The organism is Ruegeria sp. G5 (assembly GCF_056533365.1).
Genome location: NZ_JBQFOK010000001.1, coordinates 237125 through 251162, shown reverse-complemented (window position 1 = coordinate 251162; position 14038 = coordinate 237125). Strand labels below are relative to the sequence as shown.

The window sequence follows — 14038 nt, the reverse complement described above, 5'->3', positions numbered from 1 at the left end:
CACATAGCCAACAACACTGTAAGGTGAAAGACTTCCGACAGTTTTGTGAATACTTGGGCGACTTTGCTCTTGTTTGGAATGAAATTTCGCAATCCAAATTCACACTACCGGAACGTGGAGAACGCGCAGGCCACCAGCCATTCCATCGCATTTGATTTCATGCCGTGTTCGGCAGTTACCACAACGCTCCGGCTTTCAAAAATCTGATTGTAGATGGGCCATTGCGCCTGATCAGCAGGGTAAATGGCACTGCCGATTTTACGCAGTGCCCATTCTTCCATCATACCGCCGGCAACGCCAAAGCTAATTTGACCTGGGATGGTGGCCGTACCGCGCCTGTCGGTCATCAGTGGATCAGCGAAATCACGCGGGCCTATCCCCTGAACGAAACTTACGTTCGACGGGTTACAACCCAAACCGAACCACATCCCCTCAATCCCCATGTTCAACATGGCAGGCTTCATCTCACCTGTAGAGGCGTAGTGCATTGCCAATCTGCCAGCACGCCAGTTTGAGCCCGGCCCAAAACGCATCCACCCCCGGCCCCAAACATAATTGTTTGTATTATGCAGACCAAAGTCCTGACCCATGCGCTGCACTTCCAGCGCTCGGTATTTTACCCAGCCCTGGATAGCCCGAACAACCTTGATATCTACCGGTCGACCTTCTTCTTCGGCGCGGACGTATTCCAGATAAACATTCGGCAGCACACCTTTTCGCACCATCACCGCGATGTTTTCGGCCTTGGGTTCAAAAGGGTTATAGTCTTCGAAAGCAGCCCGCGCAGCTTCATGACCACTGGCGCGGTAGACTGCGGCCGCCGATGTGACTCGGGCTTCCAGAATATGATCAACAGAAGGTGTAGGGTTTTCCTCGGTACCTTCGGCGAGGGGTATGTATTGCTGATCTGCCCATGACCATGCGCTGACAGCCTCAGCTATGATCGCGTCCCCTAGTACCGTATCCCCACAGACATGCTTGATCACATGTCCCAGTTTTGCGGCACCACAGGCGAACCGGTAGGCGGCCCAATCTTCCGGAGCATAGGCGTATGTGGTCTGCACGGGGTTCCATGAAACCGAACCAAGAATTCCGCTATTGGAATATTCGACGCCGCCGATGATCCCGCCGTCGGCATGCTGCGTGCGACGCCAGACGGATGCGCCCCAAAGCGCTTCGTGAATCAAGTCTGGCAGTACGGTTTCGCCGTCCCCCAGATCACCATCGTTTTTGCGGGCCTTTACATCGGGATGCGCAAAGGGCTTACCACTTTCGGGCAGGTTCAGGTTAAGCGCGCGGCAGTGTTCGAATGTCTCAACGATGTCCGCCATGCAATAGACGGCATCCATATGTTGAATGCGCCGATCCCAATCCCCTGCATCATGCCATCCACCCCAAGCATCCGGATTGGCCGTCATGGGGGGGCCAACGGCTTCGACTTGCGACGCGTATTCCTCGAGCATTTTGAAAACAGAGCCCTTGCCGTATCCTTCCCGCGTTTCACCCAGCTTTATGTCGGTTTGCCACACCGTCAGGCCATCATCTGGATGACCATTTCGTGGTCGTGTAATTCCTTCACCGTAAGGCTCGGCAATCTCGCAGCCCGAGCGTTGGTGAAAGTACCACCGCGCAGCGAGACGCAAGACATGATCATAGGGAGACAGCGAAACCTCAAAGGGGAAAGACACCCCCAAGCCTTCGACCTGCAGATGGTAGTCACCAGCTAAATCGAGGTCCGAAAAATCGGCCTCATATATATCGCATCCGTTGAAGTTTACGTCCTTCAGATGCGGCTCGGCAGAAGGTTTGGCAAGCGCCAGACGTCCGGTTCTGACGATGGCGTCGTCCTTAGCCGAAACCAGACGCCACTGGGTTTCCGGGGACAATATCGCGTCTGTACTACCAGCCTGGCCCAGGTGGTCGTGCCCCCACCAACTTCCGACATATGCTTTTTTGGGGCCGATCAGAGGGTAACCGGCATGGCAAACATGGATTGCCTCACTGAATATGTTTTCAGCCTTGCGGTGCTCGAATGCTGCTACCGAAGGTCCCGCGACACGAACAACGGCACCGTCAGGAATTTCACGATCCAATTCGAGTGTGACGCAATGCCGTTTCGTGCTTTCCCATCTGCGCGAAGCGACCGTCATGGTCAAAACCGGAGACGACTTACGATAGAGCGCAACAACTCCGACAGCTTGCCCATCGACAAGGATGTCCCACTGGTCGGGTTGATCCGCCAGCGCGTATTTCTGGTGCGGTTGTTTTCCGACGCGAAACCCGCCCCTGCGGGTGCCTTTTTTGACTTCGGCCCACGAGGTGAATAGCTGCGGCGCATTCAGATTCTCGTTACCAGAGAAATTCCCCTGCCGCCCATTCAGTTTCCCGGAAGATCCGAAACTGTCCGTCGGATCCGGGGACCAGGATACACGGTCTTGTGAACGCACTTGTACCGTTTCAGGCGCAATCAACTGTGTGTCTGTCAAGGTGAGTTGAACAGTATTGGGTCCGATAAACCCTACCAACACTTCATCAGTGTCACCCAAATCTTCGGCAAAAGCCGGACTCGCAGAAAACGGTAAAGACACGGCTAAAGCCGTGCTCTGCAACAAAAATATTCGTCGCGACAGAGCCATTAGACGTGTTTCCCCATCATGAAACTAGACACACGTTTCGTCGCGTGTGACTGGATGTTACACCCTTCTGTCCAAACTGCGAACAAAGCGCATAATCAATTTTGGGCGAAACAGGCTATCAGGATACATAAACATCCCACACAGGCCTTCGAACATCGCGACCGGTTTGCGCCCGTACTGATACTGATTTCTAACGCCGGACCAGAATGTATCAATTTTTTTGGCTCTTAACAAAAGCCGCAGGCGGGATCCGAATTTTTCCTGCATGCGCGGGTTCGTGGCGATTTTTTCTATACTGGGTACACGGCGGGCAAAAGACGACCCGCGTGTCTTGAAATTGGCACCACTTGCGACCTGACGATAGTACAAAAGCGGGGCACCTTCGACCACTGTGAACTGGCCGTTCAAAGCAACACGGCACCAGAACTCCCAATCCTCACCATTTGTTAAACCTTCGTCATATCCACCGGATTGTCGGGCAACTGCGGCTCGAAGCGCCAAAGCTCCACCGTTGATGACAAAGTTCTTCTTCAACAGCGCGGCGAGTTGATCCTGTTCTGGAACAAGCGCGCGGTTATCTGCACCCCGCAGGTTCTCGCCTTGAACATTGATCCGCTGAACCCCAGCAACGGCACCTACCGCGTCCGGCTCAGACAGTGCTTTGGCGTAGCGGTGCAATGCTTCCGGATGCAAAAGATCGTCCGCATCCAAAAACAACACAAAAGTACCATGAGCGAGGCTCAGTCCCAGATTGCGCGCAGCACTTACACCTTTGGCGAGCCCGGTCACCGGAATAAACCGCTCATCACGCTTGGCGAATGAATCCAGAATAGCGCGCGTGGAATCTGTCGAGCCATCGTCAATACACAAGACCTCGTAATCTTCGAAGGTTTGCCGTTCGACGCTGTCCAGCGTTTCAGCGATAAAGCGTTCCATGTTGCGTGCGGGGACAATGATTGAAAACGCGGGCGCTTTTTGCTCCATGTCAGCGACCCCCTACACGATCAACTTCGACCGCCGACGTGCTGTATTCAGAGAAGGTTACATGGGCCATAGCTGCCAGCATTCCAGCCCCACGGTAGATTTCAAGCAAGCCTCGGTACAGTTTCGGTTTCGACCCAAAACCAAGACACAGGCACACTACGCAGCCCCAGCCGATCGCGCCCACGCCTTTGACAAAGCGCATTGCGACCCCGTTGCGCCGGATCAGCGCAATACGCCCCAACGTATTGCCCTTTCGGAACCAGCGGCGGCCCAACCAGCGCATCGTGGTTCTGTTCTCAGGGACATCATCCCAAACCAACGCGTCGGCGGCAGCACGGATCGTACCCCCCGTTTGGCGCATTCTGGAAAAGAACTCTTCGTCCTCGCCACCGGTGATATTGAAACGCGGATCGAACCTAAGATTGTTTTTTCTGATTATCGACGCATCGGCAATCGAGTTATTTGTTGCGGCAGATGGCAACTCGACCCCTTGTTCATAAGGCCCCATCCGAAAGAGGTTCAAGGCCTCGACCCAATCAGGTGGGGATTGCCTGTATTTTGGTTCGACCGCACCTTGCGCTGCAATCGTTCCGGGCTGCGTGACCGTGTCAAGCAACTGCGCCAGCCAGTTTCGGGACGCAAACTCATCATCATCCAGAAAAGCGATGTAGTCAGCATCCAACGGAGCTTCGGCAAGAGTACGGTTGCGGGCTGACACAATACCTCGCGTGCTTTCAACGACATAAATTACAGGCCAATCCGTTAGGTCCTGTATATCGCCGAGCTTGGACTGCGCGGTTTCTTCGGGTGCATTGTCGGCGATCACCAACGTAATCCGAACGTCCCGGTCAGTTAGGTTTTGGGCGTTCAGGCTTTCGATCAGTGTCTTCAAGCCATAGGGCCGTCGATAAGTCGCGATGCAGATCGCCACATGCAGGGGCGGCCGGTTATCTACTTCAGCGTTCATAACCAGCCTGCTCCAACGCGGGTCCTGCCCATTTATCGAACTTCGCCTTGCGGGCATCAGGCCAAGATGCCCAGCGTTTTACCGGGTTGAAGTCAGACGATTTTTCCTCAGGTCGCCAGCGGTCCTGATCTGTCGCTTTCGACCGTGAAGACCCCCGCACCGGCATGTTGTCGATCTCGTCCCAAGGGAAGCTGCCTGTCGTCAACCCAATATGATCAAGCATCCTTTTGGCGTATCCATGCGTGTCAGAAAGGATATCCTCGTATCGGACGATCAATGTGTCTTCGTTCTGATTAGGGCCGCCTTCAGAAAAGGTCATAATGGCCTCGGTGCCCAACCGCCATTCATCCGCCAATTGGCGAAAGGTCTTTCTGGAGAGTGAGTACCTCGAAAACGTGTTCAGCGAAGAGTCGACCACATCACGCCCATCGCGCAGACACAGAATGATCTTAGTCTGCGGAAAGATATACCGAGCAAGGGTTAGGTCCTGAACATGGGGGCATTTTAAGAGGATATGTTTATTTTCGGCCTGATCCTGAAGCTCACGGAACCATGTCCCCGCCAGCATTGCAAGAACGTCATACTTGCCCAAAACCTCTTCGTTTCTGGGAAAGTATCTCAGGAAGTCGCGTGTGAAAGCGGCAGCTTCGTCGGCTGCGTGCAAAAGAGGAAACTCGTACAAACGCCCAGGATCCGCCGCCACATCCGGGTGCATCGATACTAGGTCATGCACATAGTTCGTTCCGGACCGTGGCATGACTCCCAAAACCAGTATCGGTGTTTTGATGCCGCCTTGCGCCCGACTTGCCAGATTGGCCAAGTGCAGCCCCTGTTCCGGCGAGATTGCCGGTAGAAAGTCGTCCTCGTCTAAGAAACGTGCGCCGAGTAGTCGTCTGACCATTCGCATGATTTGATTCAGCCGCAAGTCGCCGATTGTCCGGACAGTTTTGGATACACCCATTGGTTATCCTTTTCTTCCAGCAACGCCTTTTGACCACGCCTGCGGTTCAAAAGCGAACCCAAGATCTTTGGCTTGACTCCGGAACCGGCCCAAATACTCAGACCGGATGCAAAAACAGTCTACAACATCAATCAATTTTACTCACCTTCCAACTCATCAAACGGACAAGCAAAACGCACCTGCCCTTAACGCTCGCAACCCCAAAACAACGATGCGCGCGGAACTCTAACGCCGCCCAAAGCGCCGTGGTATGTCTTTCCGCAATACAAGACTAAGTGCGTGCGGAAGAGTGTGCACGTATCTCTTGATTAAGTACCGCGGGCCGGTTGCGATACGATGCAACCATTCCAACCCCATTTTTTGCATCCACATGGGTGCACGCGCATAGTCTCCAACAATGTAGTGATAACACCCGCCGCATGTCACAACCCAAGCGCACTTTGTCAGTTTAGGCGCAATGCGTGCCGCGAAATACTGTTCCTTAGGCTTACCTAGACCGACCCAAAGAATGTCGGCGCCACTGGCATTGATATCATCAACGATTGCATCCACTTCCGATTCCTCGAAATAGCCGTTGCGTCGCCCTACGATTTCAAGCCCGGGGTACATCTCTTTCAACTTTTCAGTGCAGTTACGGTTAATGTCTTCTACGCCGCCCAAAAGGTAAAAGCTCAAACCGTTCTTGACCGCCACCTTGGCCGCCGAGTGGATGAAATCCGTCGTCGCAGTCCGCTCAGGGATACTGGATTGCCCGTAGGACAATTTTGAGGCCCAGACTACGATTTGCCCGTCTGCATGTACGATATCGGCCGAGTCCATGACTTTTGTGAATTCTGCATCGGTCGCGTAAGCGGAAATGGCATGTGCATTGGACGAAAAAACAGTCAGGGCCCGTCCCAGTTTGCCGTTTTTGCGATTTTCAGCATCCTCAACCATTGCCGATGTAAGCTCATCATCGCTTGCAACGGCGACCGGCATTCCCCCGACCAAGATATGCGGAACACGCATCTTGATAATCTCATTCATCGTAACTCATCCCAAAAAACCAATGTAACAACCGGGTATAATCAAAGGGTATCAGGCTGGGTGATTCTTACTATCACTAAAGGCCCTGAAGCCCGGTTTAAGGGCAAATTAACTCAAGTTTAAGCGTACCAGCCCCCACTGACCTAGTTTTTAACATCAATATGGTAGATCTTAGCCCATTGTTGATGCAATTGCAGATTTCTCTGTTGAATGGGGCCCGCACGGCCTATGTTTCTGTCATACCTGTTTACTTTTGTTTTTGAGTGATGACTGACCAGTATCGTAGAAGTTTAGACGCAGAACTTTCAGGAATTGGGATTACTTCAGCCGGCGACCCAGAGCTGCGGTTACTCTCGAATATTGCCTGGGCGATCAGGCGATCCTTTTTGTGGGTCGTTTTCTTCAGTTTCATGGCAGCGGTTGCTGCGTACGTTTTAACATACACCTCAACCCCAAGGTTCACCTCCAGCGCGAAGGTCATGATTGAGACGCGCGTGCAAACCAACACGGACTTTACTCCGCAGGTGTCCGGCCTGCCACTGTCCCTGACATCGCTGGAAAGTGAGCTTGTACTGCTGCAGTCTGCGGATTTGGTGGAGACCGTCGTGGATCGGCTTGATCTGCAGTCCGACCCGGAGTTTTCCGGTGAAAGTGAAAGCTTTTCGCTTTCGCCTATGGCGGCAGTCCGAAAGCTGAAAAACTTAATCATTGAATCGCTGGTCGGTGAAGATCCCGAAACCGCGAGTGTGGAAACAGGGCAATCTGCGGATGAACTGCTGCGCGAAACAACGATCGAGAATCTGCTCAAGTCCAGAAACATCGATCAGATTGGCGATCTGTCGGCCGTTTATCAAATCCGTGTGTCGTCTGAGTCACCTCAAAAGGCAGCTTTGATTGCCAATAGTCTTGCAGACGAATACCTCACGCTTTTAACCAAGATGAAGCGTGACGACCTTGTTCAGTCGCAACAGTGGTTGACCACCCGGATCGGCCAAATCCGCGAGGACTTGAACGCACTCAGTGCTGAACTCGAAGCACATTCGATCGAAACGCCATACTCGCCGGATGAGTATGCCACGATCAAGGCCCAGCGGATCAAAGCAGAAAAGCGCGCTGAACTGGTGACCGACGAGCTGTCAGGTCTCGAAGAACAGGTGAACACCATCCGTGTACTAATGGGTGAAGACAAAATTGATGAAGCAGTCGAATTTGCCGTTCAGTCTGGTGTTTTACCACAAAACACCGGCACACCTGCAGGTCCTGAAACTGATGTGACAGCGTTGGATGATGTAATGGTGTCAGCGGAACGCCGGATCGACATTCTCAATGGCCAACTTACCGCACTAAATCAGAGCATCACGTCCTTCAAAGACCAACAGGTCAAACAAGTACAGCACGACTCGGTCACGAAACGGATTGAAAATGAAATCCTGGTGGCAGAAGCGATATACCGTGACTTCGTTTCGCAACTTGGCAGAAGAGCTGAACAGGGTGACTACCTCGATGCTGGAGCGCACATTATCGAAAAGGCCCGGGTATCGGTGGACCCCTCTCAACCCAAACGCGCCCAATCTGCTATTGCCGTCTTGATGGCCGGCATATTCCTGGGGCTTGCGTTCACGGTAATTCGCGAGTTGGTTCAGAAGCGCCTGAGGACGACGTATGAACTTGAAAGCACGACCGGCGTAAAACTGTCCGCAATCGTTCCGGAAGTCAAAAGAGGTGCTCCGTTTGAAACGTTTTTCACCAAGAATGGGAAGTTGGATTCAGAGCTGTTGCACTATGGGCGCAAGCTGTTAGCGAGCAGCGATATCGGACTACGGACTTTGCGTCAGGAAGGCGAACTGACGACCTCCGAAGCCGCAGAGTTTTTCTCAAAGAGCTTAGACAGTAAGACCAACCAGAAGGTATCAGAAAACGGCTGCATGATTTTCTCGGGCGCAACGGCTCTGCCGGATGAGGGGAAATCTTCGTCGTTGCTTTTGATAGGCGCAGTTTGTGCACAGGCTGGATACAGAACGCTTATCATCGACTGCGATACAGTGACATCCACATACCGCGACTTGTCTCAAATAACAGTTGAGTCGTTGAAATACGCAGCATCTCAACCGGAGTCTTTTCAGGACTATATTGTAGGCACGCCACAAGACGGTCTGGACATCCTGCCATTGGTCGGCACTCAGAAGAACGCCAGTCAGGTCAAAGCGGTGGAAGAATTCCTGTGCTCACCAGCCTTCCTTAACCTTCTGTATTCTTTGGCTGATTCTTACGAAGTTGTCCTTTTGGATACGCCACCACTTCTACGGGCCGTCGAGTCGGCATACTTGTCGCAGATTTCACAGCGCGTCATTCTGTTTACGCGTTGGAACAAAACCCATCGGAATTCGGTGCTTCAAGCCATGCGAGAGCTTGAAAACGCGGGCGTGCGACCCTCCGCATTGGTCGCAACACGCGTCGATATGAGACGCGTAAAGCAATTCGGCGACCCGATTTTAGGCTAAGACGCTTGATGTTGGTGTACGGGCTTAAGGATTAGATACGAGTGCTCGTCACATCTCGACTTTGGATCTGAGTCTTTCTTAGGGAATAGGCTCAGTTAAATAGGGTTTCTGTGTCTGTAGGAAACGTTGGTCACTATCGAACCTTTCATCGACATAATGACCTGTAATTTGCGGCGAAGACACGTGCCTAAAGCGCTGGGTAACATTTGCCCGAGCAGGTTCAAGCGTGGTTTGGCCGGATCCCAGCCCCGGCCAATACCCGTTTACTCCGTCAACGGAGCCTCTGATCCAAGTTCGGTAACTGTAATTTCCAGACTATCTCCGGGCAAAAGCTGGGTCAGCTTGTCCACGGTCAAGGATTTCAGCTGCCCGTCAACCATCCGGTACACCGTCACGGTGTAATCAATGTCGGCGATCAGGTTTTCGGTCCCAATTTCTTCGGACGCACCTGCCAGATACTTTGAGATTGTATCCATCTGATGTCGCGCGTCACGACCGGCCAGACTAGCAGTACGACGCTCCTGCAACAAACGCAAAGACCGCTCTTGCTCATACTGCTCCTGATCCCTTTTGAGGCGGGTCAAGATCAGGCTGGTGCCGGCTAAGTCTTCTTCGACATCCAGAAGACGTGTCGCCGAAAGCACCGTTGTGCGGCGAGTGTCCGCCAGACGTGACCCTGGGGCCAGTCCTTTCTCAACCAGACTTACAACGCGAGCTTCTTCTTCCTCGTCGGCTTCCAGTGCCTTGGCGAGCTCGGACTTTTGCTTTTCAAGAATCCGGATTCGCTCAGCCGCTTGCTTCTGTGCATTTACGAAGAATTCACGCTCGCCTTTTTCGTTCTCCTGATTGATGTTTCTGATCTTGATCTGCTCCGCCAGGAATTCCTTCAGAACCTTCGAAGCAACCTGCACGGAGGACTCTGCCGGAGGTGCTAAGTTCATATCCTGCGACAGCTCAGACGACACACGCCAAGACGTCACAACGCTTTCGGCGTGCTGCAAAGCCGCCTGACCGTACAAGGTCTGCCATCTCGCCAACTGGATCGGGTCAATCATGATATCGTCCGTTAGCAAACGGCTTCGGACGCCACCTGCCAAAGCCACGGCCTCACGCGCGGTGATGGCAACCCGGAACTCGACTTGTCCGGTACGGGCTACATCGCCACCAATAATGATGGGCCGATACCCGTTTCTTACGATCTCAATCTCATCCCCATCCAATTGGATGATGTAGATCTCTCCGTTTTGATCGTATTGTTTTACAATCTTACCCGCAGCATCCAGTCTGACGAGCTGTTCCAACTCCTCCGAAGATTTGCCCTGCGCACCAAATTGTCCGAGCCATTTCAGATTTACATCACCATGTGCGTCGACCCTTGCATCAAAGGACAAGTCCTCAAGGCCTGTGAATGACACGGTAATTTCATCACCAGGCTCCAGATCGAAATCAGCAGCCGCAGAAGTTGCAAAAAACGAACCAAAGGCCAGAGCCGCACATGTAGTTAAGGTCGCAGCGAAGCGAGAAGTTCGCATTTTCGCCGATGGAGTCGCGTGTTTTGTTTTGACGTACATTTTCAGGACATCACTTTACCAAAAAAATCAAAAAGGACTGACTTCAGCAGCCGGTTCCATTGCATACCGCTCCGATGGTTCGGAACAGAATTTTCAGGTCAAACCACAAACTGATCTTGTGGGCATAGTCGCTGTCGAAAATCGCGCGATGCGAGAATTCCACTTCGTTGCGCTCAGACACCTGCCACAGGCCAGTGATGCCCGGTTTCATCAGATTGTATTCGCGTCCAGGGTACAAATCCTGTTGTTCTGGCATCATTGGGCGCGGGCCAACCAGGCTCATGTCACCGACCAAAACATTCCACAGTTGCGGCAACTCATCCAAAGAGGTCGCGCGAATAAAACGGCCGAATCCTGTGACCCGCGGATCGTCGTCCAACTTCTGCTTTGTTTCCCATTCGGAAGCAGCGGCTGGATTTTCACTTAAATGTTTCCAAAGTAGCTGATCAGCATTCGGAACCATCGAGCGGAATTTGAGGAAATCGAACTCCTGCCCCCCGCGGCCAATGCGCTTTTGGCGATAGATCACAGATCCACCATCCAGTTTGATCATCACGGCAATCACCAGCATGAATGGCAACACAAATGGTGCGCCAATCAAAACCAAAACGATATCGAGCAGGCGCTTGCCTTTCACAGCGTAAAAACTTTTTAAGCTATTAATTTCGTCGTCATTATTTACAGATACTTGATTATGTTGATAAATTTCTGCTTCTTCTAATTGGAAAGAACCTCGAATTTGGTTCATGGTAACCCCCAAAAAAACTAACACATCGGACAATAATTGCACTCACGGACATTCGACGCCGCGCAACACATCCGCACGGCACCCAAACCTAAGAAAAGGCAAAGCACCGACGTTCAACTACTATCCGCTCAATAGACTCGGGGTTTCGCGCATTAGTTTGCGCCTACCCACCCATTTATTTGGTTCCGACTCACCAAAAGATCGCGGTCAGAATTTTAGCCCCACAAGATGATCGCACTTATGGCATTCCGAAACAACTTTTTTGTTGATAACTTTCTCAACACATAACCGTTAAAGCCTAAAAAATAGTCATCTTTTAGGCTCAGGTTATTGTGATCTCGTTCAGTCGAATGGCGTTTGTCAACTATAAGCCAGCCAAGCCAATCAAAAGCCGTCACCGCATTACTCAAGCATTTCGGCCTGACGAGTTTTCCGTTTTGATTGGTAGTTTTCGGGTGACTTTATCGCGCAACTTTAAATTGAACGCAAAATGCAGACCCGAAATCAAAACCGGCGTAAAACAACCGATCAAGATACTAGAAACTGCAGCTGATCCAATTCCGGTGCCAGACAAGATGAAGGCCACAAAGCACATTGCGGCAATCAAAGGACCCGACAGTAAATATACGGCTACCATTTTGCTCTTAGCTCTTGCTCTTGGTTCGCTGCATCTGTTTTGCGTCTGCCTACCTTCAACTCAGAATGTGTGCTTTTTGGGGCAAGCACCGAACAATCTAGTACGGAACGGCCCAGTTGTTATGCTTTGACACATCATTTTGAGCTTTGTGTCATCGTATCATCATATTCGCGAAACCACGATACGTCTGATGGGTAAATTCTGCGAAAGCTGCCGCCTTTCGGCGAATTAATGCCACTTGGATTGGACCACTCTAACCGACCTCAGTTAACAATCTGTTAAGAAATAGTTATTCAGATGTGGGAAATCCGCCGGGCAAGCACCAACGCTTGATCTTGGCAAAGACAACCAGAGCTGCGGCCTGCCTAACGGCAACCAAAGCTGCAAACATGGCTATTGCGGCCACCGTCAGCAAAAAGAACTGAAGCAATACCCCCGAGGACATATTTGCCCATATTCCGAATGGTGCAAAGGCCAGAACTCCCGCAATCGCTTTGTATACTTCGTCTTTTGGAACGTTGATGGGGTCGAAACGGCGACCGATATAGAAATAGGCCAAAAAGCTCAAGACAGCGCTAATCGCGAACGCAATTGCAGCTCCTCGCGCGCCGAACAAGTGGATTATTGCGGCAGAAAGCAGCACATGCCCAACCAAAGTACAAAAAGTGATACCCAACTGCAGAGCGGTCTTTTTTGAACGGGTGAATGCGAAACTGATGTACGAGCCCTGAAGGCCAAAGATAAAGGACGCCAACGACAGAATACGCAAATAGCCCGCCGACTTTTCCACAAAATCCGGTTCAAACAACAAATCGGCAAACACGTGCGGTGCACAAACCAAAGCGGCGGCAATTGGCATCGAGATCAATATGAGAAACGAAAAGTAGCGCGTCAAAACATCGTCCGACGCAGCCGTTCCGCCCTTTTCCTGCGCCTCGAAAACCGATGGAGCCACAACACGAAAAATGGTGCTCATAGGCAGGCCCAGCGTCCGCGTTGCCAAAGCTTGTGCCGCCGCAAAGTAACCCGCAACCTCAAGCCCAGCCAAAGCCGCCAAGAGCGATTGCGATGACATTGCAAAAAACGTGGAACCAGATGCAACAACGGCCAGCGGAAAGCCAAACCAAAGATACGTTTTAATGGCGGAAAGCTTTGGAAGCGCGATACCGGATCGCCGCCACGCGATCACCAATGCATAAGCGCCTGTTATCGCGGCTCCCAATGACATCCCGACGACGGCACTTTTGTAGCCGCCCCCACTAAGTACAAACCCGATGGCCAAGGCGACGCCCAGCGCGTGGCGCAATAACGTCACAGCCGCGAATTTCGGCCCTTCGTGATATTGTCGCAAGCAAGTGGTACCGACCTCATGCATGGCATGGCTGATGCAAAAGATCGCAGCATAAAACACGCCATCTACCCAAGATCCTGGCAGGATTAGCGATATAATACCGGACAGCACAAGAACACCGACGGCTAAAAACGCGCCTGCACCCAAGGTCATCGCAATGGTTTGACCCTCGAATTCTTTTGCGTGATGAAATCGGCTGATCGCAATGACAAGCCAGAGAAAAGTGAAGGAAAACAGAATTGTCCCCAGCAACAGCGTCAAGTTGTAGCGGGCAAAATCAGCGGGACCCAGCACCCGTGTGATGATCACAAGAATAGCAACCGCAAAAAATGCCGACAGTATTCTGGGAACAAAGAACCATGTCATCGCAACACGCGCTCTGTGGTCGTTCGACAAAAACTCATAAAAACCTAACTGCCGTGGACGGGCGTAAACAAGACTCGGAAAAACAAAGTGCGCGTAGATCCCGGCAAACATGGAATCCCCGGAATAACCTGTCAACTTTCTGCTGGATTATGCAGAGCGCTATTGAGCGGAGATCCAAAAATATATGCTTCAGCGATGGGCTAGTCGCACAGTTCTGATCATTGGCAGCAATAGACAACTCATATTTCGGTTTGTACGCTTATCCTGTCAGTGCTGAGATTTTTCAGCAA

General features: G+C 51.8%; 10 protein-coding genes. 2 read left to right on the top strand and 8 right to left on the bottom strand.

Annotated elements, in window-relative coordinates:
* Positions 1–104: 104 nt before the first annotated feature.
* The 5 genes from ACR0BD_RS01200 to ACR0BD_RS01180 all read right to left on the bottom strand — a co-directional run bounded on the left by ACR0BD_RS01200 (position 105) and on the right by ACR0BD_RS01180 (position 6574).
* Entirely contained in the window at positions 105–2546 is a 2442-nt protein-coding gene (locus ACR0BD_RS01200) for a glycoside hydrolase family 9 protein (RefSeq protein WP_480828424.1), read from the bottom strand.
* Positions 2547–2693: 147 nt separating this feature from the next.
* Positions 2694–3620: a glycosyltransferase family 2 protein gene (locus tag ACR0BD_RS01195; protein WP_480828423.1), complete on the bottom strand. Its 927-nt coding sequence runs from the start codon at positions 3618–3620 to the stop codon at positions 2694–2696.
* A 1-nt stretch (position 3621) separates the two neighbouring features.
* The gene (locus tag ACR0BD_RS01190) at positions 3622–4587 is read right to left on the bottom strand and encodes a glycosyltransferase family 2 protein (RefSeq protein ID WP_480828422.1); all 966 of its coding nucleotides are present in this window, start codon (positions 4585–4587) and stop codon (positions 3622–3624) included.
* Positions 4577–5548, bottom strand: coding sequence for a sulfotransferase family protein (locus tag ACR0BD_RS01185; RefSeq protein ID WP_480828421.1), 972 nt, complete (start codon positions 5546–5548; stop codon positions 4577–4579). Before ACR0BD_RS01185 ends, ACR0BD_RS01190 begins: the two co-directional genes overlap by 11 nt.
* A 225-nt stretch (positions 5549–5773) precedes the next feature.
* On the bottom strand, positions 5774–6574 hold the full coding sequence (locus ACR0BD_RS01180) for a WecB/TagA/CpsF family glycosyltransferase (protein WP_480828420.1): 801 nt from the start codon (positions 6572–6574) through the stop codon (positions 5774–5776).
* 266 nt (positions 6575–6840) lie between these two features.
* On the opposite strand from ACR0BD_RS01180, the gene ACR0BD_RS01175 reads away from it, so the two are divergent.
* Entirely contained in the window at positions 6841–9075 is a 2235-nt protein-coding gene (locus tag ACR0BD_RS01175; protein WP_480828815.1) for an exopolysaccharide transport family protein, read from the top strand.
* A 263-nt stretch (positions 9076–9338) separates the two neighbouring features.
* Here the strand turns inward: ACR0BD_RS01175 and ACR0BD_RS01170 are convergent, their stop codons facing one another.
* Both ACR0BD_RS01170 and ACR0BD_RS01165 read right to left on the bottom strand, forming a co-directional pair.
* Positions 9339–10607 carry a polysaccharide biosynthesis/export family protein gene (locus tag ACR0BD_RS01170; protein WP_480828419.1) on the bottom strand — a complete coding sequence of 423 codons (1269 nt, stop codon included), beginning with the start codon at positions 10605–10607 and terminating at the stop codon, positions 9339–9341.
* 82 nt (positions 10608–10689) lie between these two features.
* On the bottom strand, positions 10690–11394 hold the full coding sequence (locus tag ACR0BD_RS01165) for a sugar transferase (RefSeq protein WP_480828418.1): 705 nt from the start codon (positions 11392–11394) through the stop codon (positions 10690–10692).
* A gap of 350 nt (positions 11395–11744) precedes the next feature.
* Between ACR0BD_RS01165 and ACR0BD_RS01160 the strand changes: the two genes are divergently transcribed.
* Positions 11745–12161: a hypothetical protein gene (locus tag ACR0BD_RS01160; protein WP_480828417.1), complete on the top strand. Its 417-nt coding sequence runs from the start codon at positions 11745–11747 to the stop codon at positions 12159–12161.
* Between the two features lie 159 nt (positions 12162–12320).
* Here ACR0BD_RS01160 and ACR0BD_RS01155 read toward each other — a convergent pair whose 3' ends face one another.
* Entirely contained in the window at positions 12321–13748 is a 1428-nt protein-coding gene (locus ACR0BD_RS01155; protein WP_480828416.1) for an oligosaccharide flippase family protein, read from the bottom strand.
* Positions 13749–14038 lie beyond the last annotated feature (290 nt).